Here is a 23,051-nt window from a genome sequence, read left to right as displayed (position 1 = left end):
CGATGTACAAAAATTCGTTTGCCATGAGCAGTGCCTGAGCATATTGCTCCTCGCGGCTCGGTGGAGCAACGGTTGGCCCCCGAAAGTCCGAGCGGGCATCCCAGGTTGTTTGAGAACCCTCTGCAGATTCAAGTGTGATCACCGGAGACCATTCAAATGAATCATGATTGGTGTTCTTCCGGCAATCGACGACGAAGTCGATGATCTCGCCAGCGTTCACGTCGACCCGAGGGATGATAGTTCGTGATCGCCCATCATGTGCCTCCCATTCTCCCAGCACTCCTACCGACTCGGAGACAATTCGTGCTCTCACTCCGTCTCCCCTGCTGTTGCGGTGGACCAATTGACCCTCTATATGAAGCACCCCCGCAACGGGTGCGGTCCATCGACGAATTGCAGCCCGATTCGGTCCATTCCCGACATGTCCGCCTTCAGCCTTGAGGTGCAAATGACCACCTTCGGGATGAGGAAACTCCTCACCGAGTTGCCAGGTCGTGCCGGTCCAGTGAGGGAGGTCCTGATACTGAAGCACGCGCCCCGTTTGCGCATCGAAGCCCCCGAAACCGTAGGACCACGGGGAACGCAGCGGCTCCATTGTCCGCGTCGCGGAGTTCAGAAATCGCTCGCCGAGTTCGAGCTCTGAGGCTTCGGGGACACGTCCGTAGAGAAGTTGATAATAGAACCGAATCCAGTCGGCAGGAACGTCCGAACTGGTCTCAGTTCGACATCGTTCGGCCAGGGACCGAGCCTGCTCAGCCACAAACGGGCTATTCATGAGGAAGAGGGCCTGCTGAGGCACAATGGTCTCGGGCCGATCTGGGTTTGAGACTTCGGTGCTGGCAAAGTCGAAGGTCCGGTAGACTCCATCGAGAAAGGTCCGGTCGATCATGGAATAGAGGGTTCGCCGAGTCCCTTCGGAAGACGACGGAGAACGCCCTGGCCGACCTCCGAAGCGAGGGTCCAGTCGTCCGGACACGGCAAGCATGGCATCGCGCATCGGTTCCAGTTCCAATCGCCTGCGATTTTGTCGCCAGAGCAGCCGATTTTCAGGATCAATCACCGCGGCCTCGGGGCGATCAAGCGATGACTGACGATAGGCCCGAGAGTTGAGGATGAGTCGGTGCATCGTCTTGATCGACCATCCGCTCTCCACGAATTGCGACGCCAGAGAGTCGAGTAATTCAGGATGCGTGGGAAGATCGCTCCGGGTTCCGAAATCGCTTGGGGTTCCGACGATCGGCCGGCCGAAGTGGTGCATCCAGATGCGATTAACCATGACCCTGGCCGTCAAGGGATTCTTCGGATCGACGATCTTTTGCGCAAGCTCCAGTCGACCACTGCCTTGAGTGAACGGTTGCCGCGTCTCTCCTTCGAGGAATCGGAGAAACTGCCTGGGCACCTTCGGGCCGTGGTTTCCCGGGTTGCCCCGGATGAAGATGACCGGCTCCCGAGGTTCCTCGGTGTCGACCAGCACCATTGCCCGGGGTGGAGCTCCTGGATGGGTGGCCTGGAGTTCCGCCGCCTTTCGTTCGAGATTGCGATGCTCGTTTCGCTCATCCCGTTCGAGGATGCGGAGCGCCTCGTCAATCGAAGCAACAACAAAAGCTCCTGTGTCTAACGCAAAGAGCGCATCAATCGCGGATTGGCCCGGCTCCTGCGAATCCTCGTCGGATTGCTGCGAAAACGCCTGGCTGTACCGCTCGATGACCTCGCCGAAGCTCACTGGTGGCGACGGATGGAGCAGCACCCTGGCGATGATCGGATTCAACGAAATGGAATTCTCACAGGTCAGGGCTTCAAGTGCCTCCTCGGCATTCTCAGCGAACGATTCGACAGGTAACGCGGCCAACGCGTGCCAGGGAGCGAAGATCGGGTCGGTCTTCGGGTCCGACCGTTCCAGCAACGTTCTCCACTTTTCACTAAATGCTCCAAGTCGGCGGGGAGGAAGTTCTCGTGCTCTAGCTTCTCGATCGAGGGCGCTTCCGTCTCGTCTGCGGCGGTCGCCTCCGTCGGTTCCGGATTCGCTCGTCGACTGGAGCACATGGGTTGCTTCCAGGTAAGTTCGGAAGCGTTGGCGGAAATCCGAGTTGATTTCATCACGTTTGGAGCGAAGAAACGCGGTCACCGATGCTTCACGCTCCTGAAGCTTCTCGAGAAAATCGTCGCGTTCAGGACCACTCGAATCGACCAGCTCCGTGATCAGAGGCAACGTGTCCGGCTCGGTTGAGCTGTTGAGGACGCCGTAGAGTGAGTAATAATCCGCCGTCGGGATCGGGTCGTACTTGTGGTCGTGACAGCGAGCACAGGAGACGGTGAGTCCCATCAACCCTCGGCTGATGACGTCGATTCGATCGTCGATCACATCGTTAATGTTGTTCAAGAACCGCTGTCCGACGGTCAAAAAGCCCATTGCGGCCAGGGCCGGATCACCTGGCGGAAGGTCGAGCTGATCGGCGGCGAGTTGCTCGAGGATGAAACGGTCGAAAGGTTTATCCTCGTTGAACGATCGAACGACATAATCTCGATAGGTATAGGCATACGGGTATCGCCGCTCTTCGGTGAAGACATATCCCTTGGTGTCAGCGTAGCGTGCGACGTCGAGCCAGTGTCGGCCCCAGCGCTCGCCGTAGTGCGGGCTGGCGAGCAGTCGATCGACTACCTCGGCAAAAGCCTCATCATCTGACCTTGCATCCTGGAGAAATGCCTCGACCTCCTGGGGGGTCGGTGGCAGTCCGGTCAGGTCAAACGAGACCCTGCGGATCAAGGTTCTTCGATCCGCCTCCGGAGAGGGAGCAATCCCCGCCTCGTCGAGCTTCTTTCGAATAAAGGAATCGATGTCCGTGCCGACCCAGGAAGGGTCAGACACTTCAGGAGGAGAGGGTTCGGCAATCGCTTGAAATGCCCAGTGGCTTGTAGAGGCGTCGAGAAGGTCTTCTGGCGTTGGGATCGTCGCGTCGTTGGGCCAGGGCATTCCCAGTCGCACCCAGCGCTCGAGATCGGCGATCACTTCATCGGGAAGTTTCCCGTCGGGTGGCATCTTCAATTCGGAATTATATTGAAGAACGTCCAGAAGTGGGCTTGCCTCAGGTTCATCGAGATAAACCGACGGACCTTCGATGAAACCTCCTGCGAGAATCGCCGATCGCGAGTCGAGCCGAAGCCCTGACGACTCCTTCTGTGCTCCGTGGCAGGAGAGACATTGCTCGGCCAGCACCGGACGAATCCGTTCCTCGAAAAAGCGTAAAGCTTCCGGAGGCCAATCAGCAGTCCCCTCTTCTCGTGCTTCAGAGACGCGCGGAGCAACGACGACAATGGAAATTCCGAGGATCATCCCGAGAGTCGTCGCAACCCGGTGTCGAAATGGTTCGGTCGCCAGCATTGCGGCCGATGCTCCTGAAAGATAAAGATCCGAACGTACTCCCGACTGCCACCGACACTCACCAGGACCGCGATAAACGGTTTGAGCGCCAAATGGTCACCGAAAACTCAACCAATTATTGAACATGCTCCCTTCTAAGATCAAGGGAAAGGAACGCCACAGTGTGATTGCGTGGATCGAGTGTGGAGATATTTCATGTCATCACAAGGAGCTTGGATCCACCTGAAGGAGTTGTACAACAAGTTCCCCTCCACACCCTTGCGGAAAGCGCGTTGCGTGTCGAGTTAGGACGACTCTCTCAGGGAGAGGTCTCGATGCCCGATCTTCCAGTGGGCTCTTGTGTGTCAACTCATCGTCCGCTAAATCGTTCGATGACGTGAGGCGCCTCTCGCATTCTGAACCCGTGAGAGATCGTCCTTCCCTTCCCCAGGAATTTCCGAACTACGAGAGCCCGATGACAAACACTGGTTCGATCCTGAAACTCCTTGCCACAGCGTTCATCCTCAGTACCGGGACCTTTGCCACTGCGGGTTCTACCGAGGATCAAGAGGGATTCCACGACCTGTTCAATGGTCAAGATCTGACGGGATGGTTCGGTGCAACCGACGGCTACTCCGTCGCGGATGGCATTCTTTACTGCATCGAAGGAAGCGGCGGAAAACTCTACACCGAGGAGGAATACGACGATTTTATCTTCCGGTTCGAATTTAAATTGACTCCCGGAGCGAACAATGGGATCGGCCTTCGAGCCCCGACCGAAGGTGATCCGGCCTACGCCGCAATGGAGATCCAGATTCTGGACAACACGGCCGAGAAGTATTCCAATCTTGCCCCTTATCAGTATCATGGATCAATCTATGGTGTCGTCCCGGCCAAGCGTGGCTATCTCCGTCCGGTCGGTGAATGGAATGAGCAGGAAATATCTTGCATCGGAAACCAAATTCGAGTGGTGCTCAACGGAGAAACCATTGTAGACGCTGACATTCAAGAAGCCTCAAAAGAAGGGACCATCGACGGTCGAGAGCACCCAGGGTTGAAACGCCCAACCGGTTATCTTGCGTTGCTGGGTCATGGTGATCGCGTCGATTTTCGGAATCTCAAAATTAAGCGGGTTGATGTCACAATACCCTGAGCTGGGGTGTATCTTCTAGGATTCCCGCCTGTATCGAAATTGGGAAAGCCGGGCGGGTGCGGCTCAGGAACTCCGGAGAACCCGGTCATGGCCCCGCCGCACATTCCCGGAGAACCCGGCAGCGAGCGCCTTGCTCCTGCCGGGCGGACCTCGAGGTTCTTGAAGTGGAGCGCCCCGGTGCTGGGGGCCCTCTTGGTGCTCATCCTTGGCTTCGTCTTGATGATGTCGATTGCCGAGGTATTCGTCCTTTCTCAGCTGAGCAAGATCGCGCTGCTTCTCGGGATCATGGTCCTCTCCGTCAGCCTGATGATCTGGATTCAGGCTCGGGTTCACCTTGCGGAGAATCGACAGGAAGCGACCGAGGAGTCGCTCCACTTGCTGTCTGATGCCTTGATTCAGGCTCGCCGAGACTTGGCACAGCACCGCGAGTCGGAGCAGGCACTTCGAGACGCAGACCGTTCCAAGGACGAATTCCTGGCGACCCTCTGCCATGAGTTGCGCAATCCGCTCGCGGCAATCGATCACGCTGGCGAATTACTGTTGGATCTGGACGATGACCAGGAGCAGCGTGAGTGGGCAGTTCGGATCATCCGAAATCAAACCCGACAACTCGCCCTGCTCATTGAGGATCTCCTAGACCTCTCCCGGATTTCCAAAGGGACACTCACCTTAAGCCTTCACCCAGCCTCCTTGCCTCAACTGCTTCAATCCGCGGTCGACGCGGCTCGATCCTTCCTGGAAGATGCGAAACAGACCGTGGTCTTCCAGCTCAGTGATGAACCAATGTGGGTCGAGATTGACCCCGCTCGAATGCAGCAGGTTCTCATCAACTTGCTTTCCAATGCTTGCCGCTATTCCGACCCAGGTAAGTCGATTACCATCGCGGCGACCCCCAGATTGTCAGAGGTCGTTCTGTCGGTCAGGGATCAAGGAATCGGAATTGACTCCACCTTGATGCCCCGAATCTTCGGCATGTTTGTCCGTGGAGAAGCAGCCCGCAATCGCTCTCCCTCTGGCCTCGGAATTGGTCTTCGGCTGGTCAAGCTGATCATCACGAGACATGGAGGCACCATTGTCGCTCGGAGTCAGGGAATCGGCCACGGAAGTGAGTTTGAGATCCGGTTGCCGAGGATCGCTCCTCCCGCTCACCTCTCGACGCAGAATCACCCCGGAATACCCGCCGAATTGCCTCAATTGCTCATCGTCGATGATAATCGACCCATGGTCGAGGCACTTCGCCTGTTATTGCAACGGGAGGGACACGAAGTTCGAGTCGCCCGATCCGGCAGAGATGCTCTGCAAGCGATCGGACTCCAACGTCCGGACGTCATCCTCCTCGACCTCGAACTTCCAGACACCGATGGGATTGAACTGGCACAAGTCCTTCGGTCGTCCGACCACTCAACCCCTCCTCCGATCATCGCCTTGACCGGATCGGGCCGGCCCACCGATCTCGACGCCTTGCAGCAGGCAGGAATTCTGGCCTTGCTCCAGAAACCTGTGCGTATTCAGGAACTCCGGGAGACGCTCGATCGCATCTTCCGGGAACGGGCTGGAACCCATTGACCGTAGGGTTGCACTCGCGAAGCGTTGGTGAGTCTCCAGGGCCGGCTCACTCAGTGCGAGAGAAACACGGCAGCCTGGCTGTCTTTGAGCACAGATCGTGTGGTTGATCCCAGGAAAAATTCCCTGAGCGTCGACTTGCCGTAAGCTCCCATTACAAGCAGATCCGCCTCGGTCTGTTTCAGATGTTCCAGGATGACCTCGGCTGGCCCTCGGTTGGACGAGAGCGTGATGGGCGTTGCCTTCAATCCGTGGAAACCAAGATACTCAATCGCGCGATCCGCTTTTCGAGCCGCTTCGACCTTGTCGTGATCAACCGTCAGAACTCGGATCGTCTGACCTTCCCCGAGACCTGTAAAGCGGAAGGCTTGCAAGGCTCGGGCAGCCTGAACGCTACCGTCATAAGCAATCAGGATTGACTTACGGTCGTCGTCGAGGCGTTCGGGAGCGGCAACCACCGGCCTTGGGTTCTCAGTCAAGACACGCCGAAGTGTGTCGTCGGCAGCATCTTGCCATCCAAACCGGAAGTGGGTTCGCTGACCCATAATGATGAGGTCGTATCGCTGGGCTTCAATCACAATGCGTTCGTGAGGAGTTCCGATGTCTTCAAGAGGCTTGAAAGATACGTCGGCCTCAACACAACGCAAGGCGGCCCGCTCCAGGGTCCGCTCGACCTCTCGACGAACGTCTTCAGTGAGACGTTCGTTGATCTGTCGGAAGTAGACCTCGCCAAGCCAGGTCTCCTCGGCACCGTGGATTCCGGGTTCGTCAATGACGCCAAGGCCCACGAGCAAGGCATTAAACCGCTTGGCCCATCGAAGACCGAGTTCCAGCGCGGCGTCGCCATGCTCGCTGCCGTCCAGTCCGACCAGCATACTCTTGAGCATCGTGCAAACTCCGAAAGAGTTCGGGAACTCTGGTCCCGCATCGCGTTGGAAGGTCTTTCTCAGACGAGCCAACCTGATCAAGCAGTTGGCTCGTGATTCTGATCGCATTCGCGAAGAAACGCCCAGAGATCGGCGATCGCCAGTTCGATCGATTGCCGATGACTGGGATCACCCGCGCTGTCGAGATTCTTCTCGAAGAGATTCAAGAGTTGACGAGCCGCCATCGCTGGCGTCTCACCGGGTGACCAGTTTTCGGGAAAATCGCGGTGGTAGATGCAGATGTGAGCGCCCCCGTGTGCTTCGCAGGGACCCTCCGAAACGATGACTCGATTCTGGGTGCTAATCATGGGAGGAGTCTCCCATTCACTCGTCTTGGAACTCGCGAAGCGAATGATCCACGGGTTTCAGGACGAAGAGACGAAGATCAAGAAGGGTAACAACGCTTACACGGTGATGGGAACTCGGACAGAGCGTTGGCTGACGGATAAAAAAACCCCGAGCCTGTGTGCATTGCGACCATGACACAGGACGGGGGCTCACTCAGCCGCAAACAAACGACCCGCCATGAGTCGAATGTTCCATTTCATTAGATACCTCTCCTGGGTTCGAAGTCAAACAAAATCGATCCCGATCTCGTCGCTTCCTGTCTTCTGCAGTCACCATCAGTTACGACCCTTCGCCCAAGCCTTGCCGACCGAACCGAAGCAAACGCTCGAATCGGCGAATCGATTCTCGGATGATCCCCGTCTCCCTCGATCTCGTTGATTGATCGCTTGCGACGGAAGACTCCCCACTCCGAACGCGAACAAAGCTGGCCAGGGACTATTCAGTGGGCTCTTTTCTTCTCGCAGCAACGCCAATCATTTCGAATTGTAATCACAAGGAATGATTGACGCGCTTGGAAAAGTTGGAAACTGTTAGTCGGCCAGGAAAACAACGAATAGCAAGGCAACACCGGTAACGCCGATCTTCTGATCTCGACCAGCGACGCAGGTGTCTCTTGAGAATTTCGGGAGAGATTTCCCGGATCCAAGCACTTTGAGGAATCAGGAATCGGGGAGATGGCGATGCATTGACAGGGCTCACAATCAGTCCAGAAGGATTCGGATTTCGCCTCTGTTTCGATGACCTAACCGTTGTGGGGGCTTGCCAGGCGGAGAGAACTGTCTCTAGCATGGCTTTTCTTACGAATCGGTTGGAGTGTGAGTGATTCGACCTGAGCCTCGCGACCAATGGTGACGCGATTGGTGTCGTGCGTGAGTGATCAGCTCGATTGGTGAAGGGATTGGGGCGGAGCTCCTCGAATGGGAGACACGGATCGGATTCTCTCAAGACACCGCGATGTGAAGCGGTATCTCGACTGGGACGAACAAAACGACTTTGAGCGGTTGGTCGGACTGCAGCCGATCATCACGCCTCACTTCCCCGCCTTGATTGCGGATTTTTATGCAGAAATCCAGCGGCATCCCGGCGCTTCCTCGGTCATCACCGGAGGAGAAGAGCAGGTCGCCCGCCTGAAAGCCACGTTACATCAGTGGCTGGACGATTTGTTCCGAACTCCTCCCGACGACGAATATGCTCAGCGATGCTGGCGCATTGGTCGTCGTCATGCCGAGATTGGACTCGATCCGCTCTTCGTGATCGCCGCCATGGCTCGGCTCCGTTCTGCCATGTGCCGAGTCTTGCGATCCTCCTGGACCGGAGAGTTTGAGCGATTGGCTGAATCTCTTCGGTCGCTCTATCGAAGGCTCGACCTCGACCTCGCCTTGATTCAGGATGCCTACCAGGCTGAGAGCGAGGACCGTCTCCAACGCGCCGAGCGCATGGCCACCCTTGGTCAGGTCGCCGGAGGCCTGGCGCACGAGCTGCGAAACCCCCTGAACGTGGTCAAGACTTCGGTCTACTTCCTCAAAAATGCGCGATCGGCCTCGGCCGAAAAAGTCGCAGAACACCTGCAACGCATTGGCCGAGGGGTGGATCGCGCCGATGCGGTCATCACGGCTCTCTCGAGCTTTGCCCGCCTCCCGGCTCCAGAGGCTCAGCCGACCCCCGTGATCGATCTGGTCCGCGAATCCCTCGAAGCCAACCCGCCCGACGCCTCAGTCGACGTCCAGGTCGAGATCGATCCCTCGCTCACCGTGGCAGTCGATCCGGCACAGTTACAGATCGTCCTCGGCAACTTGCTTCGCAATGCGAACGAAGCGATGGCCGATGGAGGAACGCTCTCTGTGAGGACACGTACGTTGGAAAATGGCCGTATTGAACTCGATGTCGAGGATACGGGAATCGGTATGGCTCCGGAGCTACGCGATCGGGTGACGGAGCCGCTGTTCTCGACCAAGGCCCGAGGGCTCGGGCTGGGGCTGGCCATTTCTCGGGAGATTCTCACCAAGAACCGGGGCACGTTGAGAATCGCGAGCGAACCAGGAGTTGGGAGCATCTTCACCTTGGTGCTCAACCAGGCTTTGGAGACCGGAGATCGAGATTGATGAACGATCCGGCACCTGCCATCTTACTCGTTGACGACGACATCGACGCTTGCCGTAATGTCTCGGACATTCTGAACGATCTGGGGTATCGAGTCGATATCGCTCACGAAGGCCAGGCCGCCCTCGAACTGGCAAACCAGCGTCCCTATGATGTCGCCGTGCTCGACTTCAAGATGCCCGGTATGGACGGTGTGACCCTCTATCGCCATCTTCGAGCACGGCATCCTGGTATCGTCGCCTTGCTCCTGACCGCCTACGCCAGTGAAGATACTGCCACAGCCGCCCGCTCTGCGGGAACCTGGAGAGTCCTTCGCAAGCCGGTTGATATTCCGGCACTGCTCGGTCTCATCAACGAGGCCGTCGGCCAACCCATTGTTCTGGTCGTTGACGATGACCTCGACCTTTGCGAAAATCTCTGGGACATGCTCCGGTCGCGCAATATCCGGGTCTGCACCGCTCATGACTCGATTCAAGCCGTCAATCGACTCAAGGAAGCCCGATACCAGGCGGTGTTGATTGACATGAAATTGCCCGGTTCCGACGGTTGCTCGGTCTTCCGGACCGTTCGTGAGGTTGATCCCCACGCCCGGACGGTCCTGATTACCGGTTTCCGTCCCGAGACCGAGCCCTTGATTGAGGTCGCTTTGGCCGAAGGGGCGGATGCGGTCTGTTATAAGCCGTTCGACTCCCCTGCCCTGATCGCCTTGCTCGAACGCCTGGTTGGACCGACTCCCTCTCAATCAAGGTGACTGCCGCGATGGATACGGCCTCCGCCCGGCGTCTCGGATCGAGACGCGTCCTGGTCGTCGAGGACGACGCCGATGCTCTGGCCAACATCTGCGATATTCTTGAGCTCGACGACTTCGCCGTCGATGCTGCCTCAACCGCTCGTGAGGCGCTCGATCGTCCCGCTCAACGATGGACCAGTTATGAGGCCTTGATCCTCGATCGTCGCTTGCCCGATGCCGACTTCGACTCCCTCATGCTTCAGCTTCGCGCGCTCGCTCCCGACGCGGAACTGATCATCGTCACCGGCATGGCCGACATTCGCGGCGCTATCGACGCCCTGCGAGGCGGAGCCACCGACTACATCCTCAAACCCCTCGATCCCGATGCCCTCCGAGCCAGCCTCGCTCGGGCGCTCGACCGCCGCGCCCTCCGTCTCGCCAAACGTCGCAGTGAGGACGCTTTTCGGACGCTCGTCGAATCTGCTGAAGCCGTCATCATCATTACCCGGCTTGACCGCTCCATCGTCTACTTCAGCTCCTTTGCTGAACGCCTGACCGGCTATCGGGTCGAGGAGGTGGTTGGTCAGAATTTCCGTGATCGCCTCATCCACGAGCAGGATCGCACCCTGACCGATGAGGCAATGCACCGACTCGGCGTCGGTGAGTCGGTCCGAGGCCTCGAATGTCGGCTTCGATCTCGAGACGGTTCCTCACGTTGCCTCGTCTGGAACGCTCGAAGGCTTGACGATTACGAAGGAGAAGGGGCGATCCTGGCCGTCGGGCATGACATCACCGACCTCAAGCAGGCTCAGCAGCGTGCCTTGCAGGCGGAGCGGCTTGCGGCAATCGGTCAGATGGTGACCGGATTGGCTCACGAAAGTCGCAACGCCTTGCAGCGCGGTCAGTCGTGTCTCGAAATGCTCGCCTTGAAAGTCGCTGATCGACCTGAAGCACTTGATTTGATCCGGCGGACCCAGCAGGCCCAGGACCATCTTCATCATCTTTTTGAGGATGTCCGTAGCTACGCAGCTCCAATCCGACTGGAGTCCGGCCGATTCGATCTGACCACCGTCTGGAGGGAGGCTTGGTCGTATCTCGAACCCACCGTCCGAGAACAATCGGCCACGCTCAACGAATGGATTGAGGCGCCGGAAACCCGATGCTGGCTCGACCCCTTTCGCCTGGTCCAGGTCTTCCGCAACATTTTCGAAAACGCCCTCTCAGCCGGGACCGCCCCCGTCGCGATCCAAATTCAATGTGTCTCGACGCGTCTGGACGGGATTGATGCATTACAAGTCTCGATCCGTGATAATGGTCCAGGCTTGACAACTGAACAGGCTGATCGCATCTTTGAGCCGTTTTTCACAACCAAGGCTCGAGGAACAGGCCTGGGTATGGCCATTTGTCGTCGGATTGTCGAGGCCCACGGGGGAAGGATCGCGGTCGGTCCCCCTGGAGTTCCCGGTGCCGAGATCCTTCTGACCCTCCCCCGTGAGCCGTCATGACTCGACCTCTTCGCATCGCTGTGGCTGATGACGAACAAGACATGCGGGACTACTACCGCACCATTCTCCCTGTGCTCGGCCACGAGGTCGTCGCAGTGTGCGCCGACGGTGAGGAATTGGTCGAGCGCTGTCGGGCAGTCCAACCCGATTTGGTGATCGCTGATATCAAAATGCCAGGGACCGACGGCATCGAAGCCTCCTCTCGAATCGAACGAGAGCGGCCCGTACCGATCATCCTTGTCTCAGCCTTTCACGACTCCGACCTCATCGAACGGGCCGAGACTGATCACGTTCTGGCTTACCTGGTCAAACCGATTAAGCAGGCCGATCTGGAGCCGGCGATTGCCATCGCCCTCCGCCGGTTCGAGCAATTCCAGGCACTCCGCAAAGAGGCTGCCGATCTCCGCCAGGCACTGGAGGATCGCAAGATCATCGAGCGGGCGAAGGGCGTGCTCATGAAACGCTCTAACCTTGACGAGAGTGCAGCATTCCGTCGCTTGCAAAAGCTGGCCAGCGAAAAAAACCTCAAACTCATCGAGTTGTCGAAGATGATTCTCACGGCTGAGGAGGCCTTGGGTGGCTAGAGCGTTATTCGTTTGTCTGTGAAGGGTCAGGGACATGAGGACTGGCTCCGAGTCTTCGAGGTGCGTGTCCCCATTTCCCGGCGAGCCGCTCCGCTCAATCGAAAACCGCTCTAAGCATCACTGCGACTTCCCCGTGTCCCCAGTCAAAGGGCCAGCAAGCGGAGCAACCCCGGCAGTTCGTCAATCGCAAACTGTGAGCGTATGACGCCGGCCTCGAAGGCCGCCTTGTTCATGCCGTAAATCACGGAGGTCGCCTCGTCTTGCCCAAGGGTCGCGCCTCCGGCCTCGATGATGCTCCGACACCCCTCGACGCCATCTCGCCCCATCCCGGTCATCAAGACACCGACCGCCTCGGCTCCAAAAATCTCAGCCGCCGATCGGAACAGCACATCAATCGACGGTCGATGACCGCTCACCGCCGGTCCGTCCGTCAGTGCGATCCGAACAAATGGTGGCCGCCCGAGCAGCGACATCTGCCGACCCCCGGGAGCAACCAAAATCAAGTCTGACTCGACCCGATCTCCCTCTTTTGCTTCCCGCACTGCGACGCGACACCGACGATCAAGCCGCTCGGAGAACACTTTCGTAAACGTTGGTGGCATGTGCTGGACGACGAGAATGGGAGGAAGCGGGGGCTCCAGCTCAGAAAAAACCCGGGTGAGGGTTTGCGGGCCACCCGTGGAGATGCCGACCACAACGCATCGCGTCGCGGCTCGCACTCCCGAGGGGCTTCGCGGTTCTCGAGCAACTGCTGATCGCGGTTCCACCGATGCTGTCCGCGACCGACGTACCCGGCTCCCCGCGGCGGTCAATAGCTTCGCGATCAGAAGATCCCGTGCTCCTCGAAGCTGTGAGAAATGTTTCCGATCAGGTTTCGGCAAGAAATCAACCGCTCCCAGCTCAAGCGCCGACAACGTGATATCGGCCCCTTCCTGGGTCCAGCTACTGACCATGACCACCGGAACCTCTTGCTGTTCCAGAAGCCTCGGTAATACCTCCAGACCGGAGAGCCCTGGCATTTCGACATCGAGCGTCACGACATCGGGACGCAGTTGATCCGCTAGAGCGAGTGCCTCCTCTCCGTCTCGGGCCGTACCGACGACCTCAAGCTTCGAGCTGGATCGGATCATCTCAGAGAGCATTTTTCGCATCAGAGCCGAGTCATCGACAATCAAGACTCTGACAGGCCGATGGGACATCGGTGTTTATCCTCCCGGTTCATTCCGGGTCAGACGTCTGGGGAACTGCCAAGCTTCGTCAACAGTCCCAACATCTGAGTTCGATCAAACGGTTTAACAATAAAATCCATCGCCCCGGCGTTGATGGAAGCGGCCAGCGTTTCCTTCTGGTCGAGCGCAGTCACGATAATCACCCGGGCCTCAGGGTCTTCGTCTCGGATGAGTTTCAGCGCATCGAGCCCACCCATGACCGGCATCACCAGGTCGAGCGTGACCAGGTTGGGCCGCAAGGAGCGGTAAAGGTCCACCGCTTGCTGCCCGTCACCTGCTTCGGCCACGACATGCCAGCCTGCGTTTTCGGCGACCCCTCGGATCAGCTTACGCATGATCAGGGCATCGTCGACGATCAGAAGTCGCTTCATCGATCGGTCCCCGGTCGCATCACGTTGGTCGGTCGATTCGAGCCTTGCCGGCCGAGAGGTCGTAACTGGGTCCACCGGGAATCCGAACCCGGACCACCCCCGAGGCCGTGTCGAGTGTCACGTTTCTGCCAGTCGATCCTCCGGCGTCCTGAGCGAGGATCGGAATGCTTAACGCGCGAAGGATACGTTGAGACGCCTCAAGGTTCTGTCGTCCAATATCGGCATTCGGTGCCGAGCGAAACATCGCCGCTCCTCCGACCAGCGTGGCTGAGAAGGTCGATCGGCCGATCAGCGAGTGCCCCTGGAGACGGGCCAGATCCCCCAGCAACGCAGGAACCGCCGTATCCACATATTTCCCTAGACCATCCTCGCGGCCCCGAGAATCGGGGAGCACGATATGAGCTAAGCCGCCGATCCGGGCTGCCCGATCATGCAAGATGATCGCGACGCAAGACCCAAGCAAGGTCCTCATGGTCGTCGGGGCCCGGGCGACTGCCCACTGGCCTATCAGAACACTGATGCTCGGAAGTGGTTCGGGAACGGGTGTTCGACTCACGACGGCTCCCCCGGATGTTCCCCCCCCAAGTCACCGAGACCAAGCGTCTCCAGGCCACCAGCGGCCGGCACGATAACCATTGCCCAGTCGTTAGTAATGCCATCAACCGAGAAGTGGATCTCGACCATCATGATCTGGTCGTTCCGACTCATCTGATCCATCAAGGCGAACTCAATCAAACTCCCCGAAAATTCGAACCGAAACTCGGGCGGCCCGGGAATCATCAATCCCCCTGGATTCAACGACTCGGCCATCGCATTGACGAATGCGCAGACGACAATATTGCTCGTCTCCTGAGCCGCCGACTGTTCCATCTCCCCCCATTCCGTTCCGGTTCCTTCCGGACGACCGAGCAGGGCGTCGATCATGGTCATCGCCGATCGATCATCGAAGATCATCAGGACGGTGCCCGGCAAGGGGCCTGATAATGGAATGGCGCAGGCGGCGACCACCGCGTCCCCCGGACCAAGTGCCTCCGTTGCCTCGATCAGTTCGACGAATCGAACCCGGCTGACCACCAGCGACGCGGGTCGTCCCAGCCACTTCGAAAGGGCAACGGAGGCTGCCTCGGCTCCCTCTTGGATCGCCTCGTCAATCCTTGGAGGAACCTGTCCCAGAGATTCGTCCCCCGAATTCATGAGTCTCGCCTCGAGAGGGCCATGGATGGAAGCTCGTGCTTCGGGAGGTGATGGGAAGGGCGGGTCGACAACTCGATCAAGGCGTCAACATCAAGAATCAAGGCAACCCGTCCGTTCCCCAGGATACTGGCCCCAGAAAGCCCTCGCACCGTCCTGTAATTCCTCTCGATCGATTTCAAGACAATTTCCTGAATCCCAATCAGGTCATCCACCATCAGGCCAATCGTCGTCAACGTACTCTGCACAACGACCACCGGGCGACGGAGCGAACCACGTTCCAGCGACGACGAGGCCGAGCGACTGGGATGGGGGCCCCCACCCCACGAAAACACATCATCAAGGCATAGCAGCGAGATGACCCGACCACGAACCTCGATCGCTCGACTCCCTTGAACGTTCAGGATTTGATCAGGGCCGACTTCGACGATCTCCCGAATCTCCCCTAACGGCAAGGCGTACGTTTCGTCGTAAATCCGTACCAGTAGACTTGGCATGATGGCAAGTGTGAGAGGGAGCCGGATGGTGAAGGTCGTCCCCTGGCCCGGTTCGGTCCGAACGAAAACCGTCCCGTTGAGTTGCTCGATCCGATGCTTGACGACGTCCATTCCGACTCCTCGTCCAGAGATGTCGGAAACGGTATCGGCCGTGCTCAAACCTGCATGGAAGATATACGGGATCACTTCTGGAGGCGAGAGCCGCGCGGCTTCAGCCTCAGGCAAGAGACCATGAGCGGCGATTTTGCGGCGCAACCGGGCAACATCCAGCCCTTTGCCGTCATCGGCCACGGTAATGACAACGCGATTGCCACGATGGGCTGCGGCAAGGGTCACGGTTCCCGTTTTCGGCTTGCCCAGTGACTGGCGAACGCCCGGTGCCTCCAGCCCATGATCGACCGCATTCCGCACCATGTGAATGAGCGGATCGCTCAGTTCGTCGATCATTCGCTTATCGAGCTCAGTTGATTCTCCCTGGATTTGCAGAGTGACGTCCTTGCCCGACCCCACGCTGACATCGCGAACAACCCGTCGGAAGCGTTCGAACAACGGGCCAATCGGAACCATTCTCGTATCCAGCACCCCCTTCTGGATACGGTCGCAAACCCGACCGAGCTGATCAATTGCTTCAGCCATTTCTGTCAGGTGGTCCCGGCCAATCCGAAGCCGATCCAGGTTCGCTCGGAGTTCACGAATGTTCTCGGTCAGCCGCCGAAATTGAGAACGCCATCGTTCTCGGATGCCCTGACTTCGTTCACCCGAGTCAAGCACAGCATCGAAGCCTTCAATCAGGCAATCGAGCCGATCTTGACTGTCAGCGGCCAGCAAGCGAACGTCCGAATCCCGAAAGAGTGCTTCCAGTTCCCGAGTCAGGTCGGCAAATCTGGCACGACTAATGACCAACTCTCCCGCAAGATTCATGAGATGATCAAGTCGGTCAACATCAACTCGAAGGGTCTCGGCAATTTTCGGTTTTGTCGTGGTTTTCGGCAGTACCATCTCCGTTGGTGCGGCCCGCTCGGGGCTAAGGGCGGGTGCATCTGTTTTCGCCACCAGTTCCGGAACATCGAGTAGTGGAGGGACTGTCTCTTCTGAGGGCCAGACCTCCTCCGAGCCGTCCGCACCATCGCCGAATTGAATCGCAGCAACCCCATCAACATCGGCGAGCGATCGAAGTTCGTCACGATCCGCGTCGGCATCGACCCAGGCGGTGAACGTGGACCTCGACTCGACCTCGTCGAGCCGATCGGCAGGCGGATCACTTCCCAGGACCCGCACCCGAGAGGATAGTCGATTCAGAATCAACCGCGCTTTCATGTCACGCCACTGCAGGGTCGGCACAAACACGACCTTGACAGCCAGGCCTTCAGGCTGTTCCGCCTCGTCGATTTCTGAAGCGGAGTCCGAGCTCTCTGATACGGTTTCGGGAGGTGTGTCGATCAGCTCGTCCGATGTCTCGCCCATCGGAAGATCATCGAGATCCGATAAGTCGGTTGATTCCAACGGAGGTTCGATTTCATCGCCAGAGGTCGCTGAAGGCGTGGTCTGGTCCGCTCCCAGATAGGAAACCACCGCTTCGATCATATCGCTCAGGTCGTCACCCTTGCCTTCCGATCGAAGATCTCTATGGTAATCACGCAGGCGATCAAGGCTCTGAAAGCTCAACTGAAGTGCATCGAAATCGAGTAACCGTTTCCCACTACGAAGTTGGTCGAAAAGCGTTTCCAGATGATGCGCGAGCCGATTGACCTGATCAAACCCCATCACACTGGCCGAGCCCTTCAGGCTATGAACAATTCTGAATGTCTCCTGAAGCGCGGCCGCATCAGACTGGTCCTGCTCAAGCCGTAAGAGCGTGTCGTTGAGCGTGCCGATTTGCTCATCCGTTTCGTCAAGATAGAACGGCAAGAGCTCCGAAACGTCAAAACCCGACATGAGTGTCATTCCCCGTCCGGTTTTCGGTAGAGCCAACTCTCGACACGCTCCAACGGATCAAGCATTCCGTAGATCCCCTCCGTCGGACCGACCACAAGATAACCTCCGGGAGCAATCGCACCGAGGATCTGACGGACGACCCGAGCCTTCGATTCTGCATCGAAATATATCAACACGTTCTTTAGAAAGATGCAATCAAACGGTCCTTCTCGGATCGGATGTAACAGGTTATGGCTGCGGAAGGTTGCACGCGACTTCAGTTCCTCGTTCAGGTTCCATCGATTCGCAGCAGAATCAAAGGAAAACCAGCGTGTTCGTTCCGCCTGGGTCACTGATCGAAGCGACCGATCTCCATAAATTGCCTCACGAGCCGACCGAAGGGCCGCCTCGCTGATGTCCGTTCCGAGGGCGAGAAGCTTCCATCCTGGGGGGGGACAATGGACCTCAGCCAGACGAATCAAGGCAGAATACAGTTCTTCGCCACCACTACAGGCGGCAGACCAGATCGAAATCGTCCGTGATCGTTTCCCAAGTCGGGCTTGTTCGATCAGTTCCCGGGCAAACCGTTCGGCGAGCCAATGAAAATGGTGCGGATCGCGAAAAAAGTAGGTTTCTCGGGTCGTGATGGCATCGACGAATCGACCCAATTCCAGACGATCACCACCCGTAGCCAATCGGGCGTAATAGGCTTCGAAGGTCCCATCGCCAGTCGCCTGAACACGTCGTTTCAGGCGATTGGAAAGCATGACACGCTTGTTCTCTGGAATCCGAATCCCCGTTGAACGGTAGATCATCGCTCGGAACTGATCAAAAAGTTCATCGGGCAGCAAATCCTGTTGCATTGGTTCTCGCTCAACACCAACCCGTGACAGGGCCAGAACGCTCCAAATGCCTCTGGAGGTTCTGGCCCGCCGGGTTTACCGGATCAGACCTTGAAGCCCGAAACCGCCTGACGCAAGGCCTGAGCCTGGGCTCCGAGTTCCTCGGCACTGGCCGAGAGTTCCTCGGCGCTCGAGGCGTTCGTCTCGGTGATTCCCGAGACATCCTGAATCGCTTTGGTCACTTCCGAGGCAGATTCCGACTGCTCATGAGTAGCTCTGGCAATCTTCGCAATGCGTTCGGTGGTCTCCTCGACCCCCTTGACGATCGTCGAGAGGGACGACCCAGCCTTCTCGGAAAGTCGAGCACCATCGGCCACGCGTCGTGTCGATTCCTTGATCAATGAGGTGATCTCTTTCGCCGCGGCACTGGAGCGTTCCGCAAGTTTTCGAACCTCGTCAGCGACCACCGCGAAGCCCAGACCATGCTCGCCGGCCCTGGCTGCCTCGATCGCTGCGTTTAGTGCGAGCAGATTGGTCTGGCTCGCAATCTCGCCGATCACCTGGGTGATGTCACTCACTTGCTCGCTCGATTTCGTGATCAGGCCCATGGCTTCAATCGCCTGCTCGACAGCTTCGCCTCCTTGTCGGGCGAGTCCCCAGGTCTCTTCGGCCTGAGAACGTGCTGCCTCGGCGTTCTGATTGATTTCGGTGATCGCCCGGCCGAGTTGCTCGATTGAGGCTGACATCTCTTCGACCGTGGCCGCCTGACTCTGAGACGACTCGCTCAGGTAGGTCGCGCTCTCGGCGATCACCTGAGAACCTTCGGCAAACTGGCCTGTCGATTCAGCAATCTGACTGATGATCTCTTTCAGATCCCGAATCATGTTGGCCATTGCAGCCCCAAGCCGGCCCAGATCATCCTCTCCTCGAACCGGAACCTCCACGGTCAGATTTCCAGAAGCTGCGGCCGAAGCCACGTTCATCAGAATGTTTACTTTCTGTTCCAGATCGCGTTTCTCAGCCTCAGACCTGGCTTGCCGATCGACCCGGTCGAGCGCGCTTGACACTAGCCTCCCCACGCTCCTCATCACTTCCAGACGATTCTCCGACGGATCGATGGTCTCCTTCGTCAGAAAATCCATGGCACCGAGGAAGCGACCATTCAACTGAATCGGAATAGCCAGCGCCGACGAAACCTCGCAACGGCGGGCGACTCCCGCACGCGGGCATCCTGAGAGTTCGGACAGTTCGGGAACAAACACGAGATCGAGTTGTTGCCAGCAACGACCACTTAGCCCTTGACCTTCGACGTAGCGAGACGCTTTCGTAGCCCTCTTGAACTCGTCCGGCATCTCTCCTGATTCCAGTCCGAAGACGAGCGATCGTCCATCGGAGTCAAGTTTCCAGAAAGATCCATAGAGCCATCCGAAGGCCTCACGAACGGTTTCCAGGGCGATCCGGATCACATCATCCGGTGTATTGGCCTTGCCCAATCGCATCAACACAAAGTTCACTGCGTTGGAGTCCGCCAGCATCTCCGTTTCGCGAACGGCCTGAACATGTTTCTCCGTCACAATCTCCCAGGTGAGCATCGGTCCGAGATACTCGCCGTTCTCGTCAACGATCGCCGATGCCACCAAATCAATCAGTTCCGATCCAAGGTGCATCGTGCTATGATACGGCAAGTTTGCGGGGTCCGCCAGCAAGGCACGTTGATTCTCGGGATTCTTGTGAAAGGCGTCGAGTGATTGGCCGATCATCTTGTGAACCGGCACACTTAATGAGCCTTGCAGTCGAGTTAACGTTTCGATCGACTTCGGGTTGAGGTAGCGGATCCGAAGGTCACGATCCGCAAACATCATGTTCAGCGGAGCATTCGCGACCATCTGAGCCAGGCGGTTCATCTCGCGTTCCTGGGCCAGGTGGCTGATCTTGTTCGAGGCTGTATGCGCGATCGTGTTGAGCGCATCAATGCGAAGCTCAGTGATCTCGATCGGACGGGTTGAGGCAAACTCAAGTACTCCGATCAATTCGCCTCCCTGTCGAATCGGTAGCGCAATCATCCCTCTCAGACCGGCCTCCTTGGCAACTCGATCATTGGTAGAGGAGTGATCGGCCAGCAGATCTTCGACGTAGACCGGCTCGTCGCGTCGCCAGGCCAATCCGGAGACCCCTTCATTCAATCGAATCTCTCGATCTTGAAAGAGCCTTCGCAACGGACCATTCCCTGATCCCGCATCAAGACTGCAGACCAACGCATTCGATGTTTGATCAATCTTTCGATAACAGGCGATCTCCCAGCCATAGTTCGACTGGATGGTGGAAAGCACTTCTCGCAGAATGTCTGAAATCGAGTTCGCACGTACCAGTCCTGCGAAGGCATCGATCATGGCCTTGGTGTCGGCCTTCGAGGCTTCGAGCTGAGCGTGAGCTTCCTCGGCCAGTGCCATTGGTTCCATCTCAGAGGTGACTCGTGCGGACCGTTCCCGGACCTTGGCGCTCGTCGGTCGTTTGGAGGACCGCCCCGAGGGGATGTCTTCCGAGACGGGAGAGGATGTGTCGACTGCTTCTGGATCGCGCGGATCGTGACTCATGGAACACGGTGCTCAGGAGGGAACTTGGGGAAGAAGAACCTGGCCTCCTGCCCCGTTCTTGGCTCCGTCAACAAGCAACTTGCGCTCGGGGTGCGAATCCCCGAAGGTCGACTCAGTCCGATTCGATTTCGAGATGTTCCAGCAAGCGGTCAACATCCAGTGCGATCACCAATCGATCTCCATCGCGAAAGAGACCGGAGATGGCCGAGGAGGCCACCGACGCAATGCCAGGAGGAGGTGGTTGGAGCTGGTCTTCACCGACCCGCATGACCTGAGAGACCGAATCGACGATAAAACCAACCGTCCTCGATTGAACATTGACGACCACCACGCGTGTATGTTCGTCAAACGGTTTTGGAGGCACGCCGAAACGGGTTCGGAGGTTGATTACCGGGAGAACTGTCCCCCGTAAATTCATGAGCCCCTCGACATCCGGGGAGGTCTGCGGCAATCGAGTGATCGCCGGCATGAGAATGATCTCTTGCACCCGACGAATGGCCACCGCATAGTCCGAACGATCGAGCCGAAACCCCACAAATTGGAGAAGCGTCCCCTCACTTCGAGGAGCGTCAGGTGTCGGCGTTGATGCGTTCAGCGAGTTCGACGCAGAAGACATGTGACTGACGCTCATCAATCTGAGAAGAGGAAGAAATCACTCCAACCCAGTCGCCGCGACGCTCTCGTGCCAACCCTTCTTGAAGTTTACCTGATGAAACGTCCGAGCGTCGTGAGGTTCACGAAGAGCTCCTACCACTCCCGGGCGTGAGACGGAGTTGAACGATTGAAAAATCGTCCTCAAATCCTGGTTTGCCTGATAACGAACCCAGGTAGGCGATCAGCGCGTCCATGGCCGATCCGGGAGCCTTCGATTGTTGGCCGAGATAGGAGACGAACTCGGAAAATGGCCACATCGTCTGATCGGCTTTCTGAACTTCAAAGACACCATCACTATAGACAAACACTGTCGCGGGCCCCTGAAGCGGGTACTCCTTGGTCTCAAATTCGAGCCCGTCAAAGGCTCCGACCATCGGCCCCGTCGCTTCGAGCATGACCGTCTCCCCCGAATCATCTGACACCAACAGTGCGGGGGGATGCCCTCCTCCGGTGTAGCGGATGACTCCGGTCGGGAGGTGATACACACCATACCAGGCCGTAAAATACTTGTCGGCCTGACGAGACATCTCAAATCGCTCGTTCAAGGCGGTGAGCACCTGGCCCGGATCTTTGAAATCGGCCCCGGGAAGCGATTGCGATCGAATGGCATTGAGGACCGAGACCGAGAGCAACGCCGCCCCGACCCCGTGGCCAACTACGTCAATCAAATAGACAGCGAAGTGGTCATCATCGAGCTGGTGGTATCCGAACGTGTCTCCCCCGAGCTGAGCAGAGGGGATAAACCGCCAGTCGGCCTGAATTGCCCCCTGCTCGATCGGATCGGGAAGAAGCGACTGGACGTATCGGGCAGCTTCATCCACATCATGAGCCAGCGCTTCCTGGCTCGCAACAAGAGCGCGATAGGCCTCATCACGCTGAAGCTGGTTGATGTATCCTTTCGAGTGGTGCCGGATCCGAGCGAGCAGTTCAAGCCGATCCGGAAGCTTCACAATGTAATCATTGGCCCCAAAGGCAAAGGCATCGGCCTTGGTCTGAGGCTCTTCTCGGGTCGAAAGTACAATGACGGGAACGTCCCGGGTCGCCTCATGCGTGCGGTAGAGTTTCACCAGATCGAGCCCATCGACATCGGGCAAGACGAGGTCCTGAAGGATGATCGTCGGCTGAAACGCCACGGCCGTCTCCATTGCTAGAGACGGTTCCTTGCAATACTGAAACTCGATGTCTTGCTCGTTCGCGAGCATCCGTTTCACAGCCTCACCAATCAATGGCTGGTCATCGATCAGGAGAACCTTGACCTTGTGTTCGCTTAGGCCGGTGGCCATCTACGGGGCCTCGCTGCAGACGTGGGCGATCGGGCAAGAAGAACGACGTGGAACTGACAAGAGAAATGATCCTAGCCTGTTCGAGCGGTCAACGACAGTTGGCAATCAAGCATTTCGGTCCAATCCAACAAGGTGAGGATCGATCGAAGAACTCGACTGACCCCCACCCCCTCCCCCACCGCATTCAAGGGAACAAAAATTTGCCAGGG

At 57.8% G+C, this 23,051-nt stretch carries 18 protein-coding genes; 6 read left to right on the top strand and 12 right to left on the bottom strand.

Features of this window, described 5'->3' with window-relative positions; all coding sequences use genetic code 11:
- The coding region (locus HG800_RS21615) for a PSD1 and planctomycete cytochrome C domain-containing protein (RefSeq protein ID WP_206352385.1) at positions 1–3,331 on the bottom strand (3,331 nt) is incomplete at its 3' end.
- Between the two features lie 502 nt (positions 3,332–3,833).
- Here HG800_RS21615 and HG800_RS21610 point away from each other — a divergent pair.
- Together HG800_RS21610 and HG800_RS21605 are read left to right on the top strand one after the other, a co-directional pair.
- Entirely contained in the window at positions 3,834–4,511 is a 678-nt protein-coding gene (locus HG800_RS21610) for a 3-keto-disaccharide hydrolase (protein ID WP_169979386.1), read from the top strand.
- A gap of 87 nt (positions 4,512–4,598) precedes the next feature.
- Positions 4,599–6,077: a hybrid sensor histidine kinase/response regulator gene (locus HG800_RS21605; protein WP_169979384.1), complete on the top strand. Its 1,479-nt coding sequence runs from the start codon at positions 4,599–4,601 to the stop codon at positions 6,075–6,077.
- 50 nt (positions 6,078–6,127) lie between these two features.
- Here the strand turns inward: HG800_RS21605 and HG800_RS21600 are convergent, their stop codons facing one another.
- Both HG800_RS21600 and HG800_RS21595 read right to left on the bottom strand, forming a co-directional pair.
- Positions 6,128–6,961 (bottom strand): universal stress protein, encoded by an 834-nt coding sequence (locus HG800_RS21600; protein WP_169979382.1) that lies wholly within the window; start codon positions 6,959–6,961, stop codon positions 6,128–6,130.
- Positions 6,962–7,038: 77 nt separating this feature from the next.
- A complete protein-coding gene (locus HG800_RS21595) occupies positions 7,039–7,308 on the bottom strand; it encodes a hypothetical protein (RefSeq protein ID WP_169979380.1) in 270 nt (89 codons plus the stop codon).
- Positions 7,309–8,265: 957 nt separating this feature from the next.
- Between HG800_RS21595 and HG800_RS21590 the strand changes: the two genes are divergently transcribed.
- Genes HG800_RS21590 through HG800_RS21575 form a run of 4 tightly spaced genes read left to right on the top strand, consistent with a single transcriptional unit; the run spans position 8,266 to position 12,267 of the window.
- The gene (locus HG800_RS21590) at positions 8,266–9,450 is read left to right on the top strand and encodes a protoglobin domain-containing protein (protein ID WP_169979378.1); all 1,185 of its coding nucleotides are present in this window, start codon (positions 8,266–8,268) and stop codon (positions 9,448–9,450) included.
- Positions 9,450–10,199 carry a response regulator gene (locus HG800_RS21585; RefSeq protein WP_169979376.1) on the top strand — a complete coding sequence of 250 codons (750 nt, stop codon included), beginning with the start codon at positions 9,450–9,452 and terminating at the stop codon, positions 10,197–10,199. The genes HG800_RS21590 and HG800_RS21585 overlap by 1 nt, the downstream gene beginning before the upstream one ends.
- 8 nt (positions 10,200–10,207) lie before the next feature.
- Positions 10,208–11,683, top strand: a complete 1,476-nt coding sequence (locus HG800_RS21580) for a hybrid sensor histidine kinase/response regulator (RefSeq protein ID WP_169979374.1) — start codon at positions 10,208–10,210, stop codon at positions 11,681–11,683.
- Complete coding sequence (locus HG800_RS21575) at positions 11,680–12,267, top strand: ANTAR domain-containing response regulator (RefSeq protein ID WP_169979372.1); 588 nt, start codon at positions 11,680–11,682, stop codon at positions 12,265–12,267. The genes HG800_RS21580 and HG800_RS21575 overlap by 4 nt, the downstream gene beginning before the upstream one ends.
- 143 nt (positions 12,268–12,410) lie before the next feature.
- Here the strand turns inward: HG800_RS21575 and HG800_RS21570 are convergent, their stop codons facing one another.
- From HG800_RS21570 to HG800_RS28280, 9 genes are all read right to left on the bottom strand, one after another.
- Complete coding sequence (locus tag HG800_RS21570) at positions 12,411–13,466, bottom strand: protein-glutamate methylesterase/protein-glutamine glutaminase (protein WP_169979370.1); 1,056 nt, start codon at positions 13,464–13,466, stop codon at positions 12,411–12,413.
- Positions 13,467–13,495: 29 nt separating this feature from the next.
- A complete protein-coding gene (locus HG800_RS21565; protein ID WP_169979368.1) occupies positions 13,496–13,867 on the bottom strand; it encodes a response regulator in 372 nt (123 codons plus the stop codon).
- 19 nt (positions 13,868–13,886) lie between these two features.
- Positions 13,887–14,423: a chemotaxis protein CheD gene (locus HG800_RS21560; protein ID WP_315852081.1), complete on the bottom strand. Its 537-nt coding sequence runs from the start codon at positions 14,421–14,423 to the stop codon at positions 13,887–13,889.
- Positions 14,420–15,061 carry a chemotaxis protein CheC gene (locus tag HG800_RS21555; protein WP_169979366.1) on the bottom strand — a complete coding sequence of 214 codons (642 nt, stop codon included), beginning with the start codon at positions 15,059–15,061 and terminating at the stop codon, positions 14,420–14,422. Before HG800_RS21555 ends, HG800_RS21560 begins: the two co-directional genes overlap by 4 nt.
- Positions 15,058–17,490 (bottom strand): chemotaxis protein CheA, encoded by a 2,433-nt coding sequence (locus HG800_RS21550; RefSeq protein WP_169979364.1) that lies wholly within the window; start codon positions 17,488–17,490, stop codon positions 15,058–15,060. Before HG800_RS21550 ends, HG800_RS21555 begins: the two co-directional genes overlap by 4 nt.
- Before the next feature lie 5 nt (positions 17,491–17,495).
- On the bottom strand, positions 17,496–18,332 hold the full coding sequence (locus HG800_RS21545; protein WP_169979361.1) for a CheR family methyltransferase: 837 nt from the start codon (positions 18,330–18,332) through the stop codon (positions 17,496–17,498).
- Between the two features lie 83 nt (positions 18,333–18,415).
- On the bottom strand, positions 18,416–20,770 hold the full coding sequence (locus HG800_RS21540; protein WP_169979358.1) for a methyl-accepting chemotaxis protein: 2,355 nt from the start codon (positions 20,768–20,770) through the stop codon (positions 18,416–18,418).
- A 247-nt stretch (positions 20,771–21,017) separates the two neighbouring features.
- Positions 21,018–21,521: a chemotaxis protein CheW gene (locus HG800_RS21535; RefSeq protein ID WP_169979356.1), complete on the bottom strand. Its 504-nt coding sequence runs from the start codon at positions 21,519–21,521 to the stop codon at positions 21,018–21,020.
- A gap of 118 nt (positions 21,522–21,639) precedes the next feature.
- The gene (locus tag HG800_RS28280) at positions 21,640–22,842 is read right to left on the bottom strand and encodes a fused response regulator/phosphatase (protein ID WP_169979354.1); all 1,203 of its coding nucleotides are present in this window, start codon (positions 22,840–22,842) and stop codon (positions 21,640–21,642) included.
- Positions 22,843–23,051 lie beyond the last annotated feature (209 nt).

This window comes from Tautonia rosea, assembly GCF_012958305.1.
Taxonomy (GTDB): Bacteria; Planctomycetota; Planctomycetia; order Isosphaerales; family Isosphaeraceae; genus Tautonia; species Tautonia rosea.
Note: the sequence above shows the minus strand (reverse complement) of the source record. Positions and strands in the feature narration are given on the sequence as shown.